At 41.0% G+C, this 3,611-nt stretch carries 4 protein-coding genes; 3 read left to right on the top strand and 1 reads right to left on the bottom strand.

The window, feature by feature from the left end; genetic code table 11:
• The first annotated feature begins 213 nt into the window (after positions 1 to 213).
• The 3 genes from IM479_RS18065 (at position 214) to IM479_RS18055 (ending at position 2,716) form a co-directional block, all read left to right on the top strand.
• Complete coding sequence (locus IM479_RS18065) at positions 214 to 1,209, top strand: L-lactate dehydrogenase (RefSeq protein ID WP_287686390.1); 996 nt, start codon at positions 214 to 216, stop codon at positions 1,207 to 1,209.
• A 358-nt stretch (positions 1,210 to 1,567) separates the two neighbouring features.
• A complete protein-coding gene (locus IM479_RS18060; protein WP_287686388.1) occupies positions 1,568 to 2,044 on the top strand; it encodes a hypothetical protein in 477 nt (158 codons plus the stop codon).
• 39 nt (positions 2,045 to 2,083) lie between these two features.
• Positions 2,084 to 2,716 carry a hypothetical protein gene (locus IM479_RS18055; RefSeq protein WP_287686386.1) on the top strand — a complete coding sequence of 211 codons (633 nt, stop codon included), beginning with the start codon at positions 2,084 to 2,086 and terminating at the stop codon, positions 2,714 to 2,716.
• A 158-nt stretch (positions 2,717 to 2,874) separates the two neighbouring features.
• Here IM479_RS18055 and IM479_RS18050 read toward each other — a convergent pair whose 3' ends face one another.
• A complete protein-coding gene (locus tag IM479_RS18050) occupies positions 2,875 to 3,129 on the bottom strand; it encodes a hypothetical protein (RefSeq protein ID WP_002737596.1) in 255 nt (84 codons plus the stop codon).
• Between the last annotated feature and the right edge of the window lie 482 nt (positions 3,130 to 3,611).

Below are 3,611 nucleotides of genomic sequence, written 5' to 3'. Positions count from 1 at the left end.
ATTTGGGAAATCATCTCAACGGTACTGTTGGGCAAACAGAAACCGACCCAAACGCCTTGGGAGAGTCCGGCCTCTGGATTCTTAATGGAGACATTGAGAATCTAAGCTGTCTCGTTGAACAAGGAATTTCTAACAGCGATGTGGAAAGAATCCCCCGTCACAGCGTAGCTTGACGGTGGGAGTATGTCAACGACCCAGTAACTGCAAAAATCTATGCTAGATAAAATATTTACTCCCAATCCCTACGCTGAACAACCTGCTCCTCTGCGTCCTCGCAAGGGAGTAATTATCGGTGTCGGTCAGGTGGGGATGGCCTGCGCTTACTCGATGTTAATTCAAGACTGTTTTGATGAATTAATTCTGCAAGATATCGCCACGGATAAAGTCGAAGGGGAAGTGATGGATTTAAGTCACGGAATGCCTTTTATTGAACCCACAGACTTGAAAATGGGAACCGTGGCCGATGTGGGACAAAATGCCGATGTGGTGATTATTACTGCTGGGGCTGCCCAAAAAGAGGGAGAAACCAGATTACATCTCCTTGAGCGAAATGTGGCGATTTTTCGCCGTATTCTTGAGGATGTGGCTGTTTACTGCCCCAGTGCTTTAATTTTGGTGGTGAGTAATCCCGTTGATATCATGACCTATGTTACCTTGAAAATCACCAATTTTCCGCCTTCTAGGGTGATTGGTTCGGGTACGGTGCTAGATTCTGGCCGTTTACGCTCTCTTTTATCCACCCAACTCCATGTAGATGCGCGTAACGTCCACGCTTATATTATCGGTGAACACGGGGATAGTGAGCTTGCGGTCTGGAGTTCGGCTAATATCGGAGGAGCAAGGTTATTAGAAGGAGATTGGCAGGATTTAAGCGCGGCCAACCAAGAAAGCTTAACAGAAATTTTTCTTCAGGTTAAAAACGCCGCCTATGAAATTATCAAACGCAAGGGTTATACTAGCTATGCGATCGGTTTAGCTACCACGGATATCGTTAAAGCGATTTTACGTTCCCAAGAAAGAATTCTGACTATTAGCACTCTCCTCGATGGTCAATACGGTCTCAAAGATGTGTGTTTAAGTATTCCCTCGGTGGTTAACGAGAAAGGAGTGATAAAAACTCTGAATCTTGCTCTCAGTCCCAGAGAAACCCAACAGTTACATAATTCGGCCAAAATCATGCGCGATTTAATCGATCAACTCGAAATTTAACTTAGGGTTGGCTGAATAAATCTAAAAACATTGTTGGGTAAGAATTTTAGATTTTTTTACCCTCAAAAAGTGCCGAACATAAGAGCGATCGGGGGGAAATTTTGGCACTTTTTCCCCGAAAATTAGGTAATTGTGGGGTGGACTGAAGAAATTAGTCCTAGACTTCCCGAAAAGTCTATTTTATTTCAGTTTGTTGTTAGGAATCTACTTAAAAGAGGTTGTTTAATCTGGCTAATACGCTTTTGGTTATGATATGCGGAAAAGTTCTGGCGATAGTGCTAAAATGGGGTGATATGCCGAAAGTTTCCGTATAATTCTCAGTTAGACCACCAGATTATTGAGTCTTATTCCAAAGCCTATGCAGTATCAAGATCCAGATGATCGATCAATTGAAGACTTCAAGGAAAATTTACCAATTGTTCAGGAAGAAGTTGGTGCTATAGTCCCATTACCTCCCTCCCCTCTAGCAAGCTTGGATGGATTAATTGCAAAAGAGCAGTCAGCAGAGAAAATTAGGGAGCTTTTAGAGTTGAGGGATATTGCGCTTAGGCAGAAGTGGCAGGAAAGGCGAATAGAGGAAGCTCAAAAGCAGCAGGAGTATGAGCGTTTAACCCAAGACAAGAAGGAAAGAACCATCACGATTGCTTCATCAGGCACTATTGCCATTGGTCTGGGTATAATGTACTCAACCTCCCCGCTTGTAGGTACCTTTGTTCTTCTTTTAGGATTAGCAACCTTACTTAGGATTCCATTTGACGAGCTTTATGATAATTTTTTAGAGTTTTTTGACAAAATTTATGAAAGATTATCATCAATTTTTCCTCCCAAATCTTAATCACTCTTTATATTTGCATTATTTCAAGGAAAATTTATTATGGATTCACTAACTTTAACAGCCTCAGCAATTGCTAGTATAATCTTCACGGAAGCTATTGAAAAGCCTGGTGATCAAGTTGGCGCAAAAGCTCTGGAATTGAGAAAAAAACTGTTTGATCTTATGGAGCAGAAATACCCAGAAGTTGTCGAACAAGAATCGAAAGGAGAACTAAGTTATCGGGAAGTCCTAACTCAGATTGAAATTGCTGTGGAGAAAGATCCTGAGGTTGCTGAGGTAGTAATAGAACTTAGTGAAGCTATTAAATCAGAACCTAATCAGGAAATACTTTTTCAAATCTTGAGTAACGTTATTGCACATCTCCAAGAAGAACCACGTCAGATATATAACGTTCAATACAACTTTCCCAATAGCAGTACCACTCTTAATGGAGAATTTACCCCAGCAAGTGTAAGGCAACAAAATTACAATATGAATACACAAGGACAACCTTCTTACAGTAAAAATAAGCAATCACAATTGATTGGATTTTACTTTTCAATCTTAGCTCTAGTTCTAGTTGGTTTGCTGGCATTTGCTCCCCTTTCCCTTGCAATTCAGCAAGTTTTTGTTGCACTTATTGCCTTGTTTTCTATATTTTCGTTAAGTGCCTTCAAGCGGTCTATAAAATAAAAAAGTGCGATGCCGAAGGCACTGCGTAGCAGTACGCCGCTCTGGTAGTTAATGAAATCTAACACACCTCTTTTTTCTCTAGCCGTAGTACCATGCTCATTGATTGAAGCAAGTGATTGTAAGCTAACGGGGTTTTTTGATTTTTGAAAAGGCGATCGTTAGTTACCGTCCTGACTTAAAAAATAGCCAACTGCACGCTGAAGCTGTTCCATCCCTTGTTGCAGTTGGTCAATACGAGCCTTAGATTCCTCCATTTGTTGAGCAGTAGCTTCCACAAACCGATCAATACGCCGATTCGTTGCCTCACTGATTTCTGCTAATCTGTCAATATTGCTTTCTATTCGCTCTATTCGCTGCTGACTTGCCTCTAGACTGGCTTCAATACGGTCTAACCGAGAACTTTGCCACCACATTTAGTTAACACCTTGAAAATAAGCGATTATTGTCCTCAGTTTAGCAAATCTTTAGACAAATTAATCTCTTTTCATAGGGCGATCGCTTGAGGTGAAACTGCGATCGCTGGTTGCTTAGTTAATGAAATGTAACGCACCTCTTTTTCTCCAGTCAAACTATTTTTGACTAATCTCGAATGCTAAGTCGTATCTGTAAAAACAGACATCAAAGGCAAGAAAGAAGTTCATCTGTCCTAGTATTAGCGGCGCATATTTATCTTGTGTCCAAGCAAAGGCTAAATCTACGGTGGGGAATTGCTCAACAGTAGCTTTAACAACCAATGCACGAGCTTCAAATCTAGCTAGGGTTTGCTGAATAAAGCTAAAAACCTTACAGGAAAAGGCTTTTAGCTAGATTGAGAGTCGCTCAGGTGCCCCTGAATCTGCTAAAATTACTCAAAACCCTTGCATCTTCTCCCCTTAGTACTAATGTATCGCAAGAT

This window comes from Microcystis sp. M165S2, from assembly GCF_020245885.1.
Classification (GTDB): Bacteria; Cyanobacteriota; Cyanobacteriia; order Cyanobacteriales; family Microcystaceae; genus Microcystis.
Note: the sequence above shows the minus strand (reverse complement) of the source record. Positions and strands in the feature narration are given on the sequence as shown.

Excerpts from the sequence above, each read along its gene's own strand:
- IM479_RS18065 (WP_287686390.1), top strand. The coding sequence starts at position 214 with ATGCTAGATAAAATATTTACTCCCAATCCCTACGCTGAACAACCTGCT.
- IM479_RS18060 (WP_287686388.1), top strand. The coding sequence starts at position 1,568 with ATGCAGTATCAAGATCCAGATGATCGATCAATTGAAGACTTCAAGGAA.
- IM479_RS18055 (WP_287686386.1), top strand. The coding sequence starts at position 2,084 with ATGGATTCACTAACTTTAACAGCCTCAGCAATTGCTAGTATAATCTTC.
- IM479_RS18050 (WP_002737596.1), bottom strand. The coding sequence starts at position 3,129 with ATGTGGTGGCAAAGTTCTCGGTTAGACCGTATTGAAGCCAGTCTAGAG.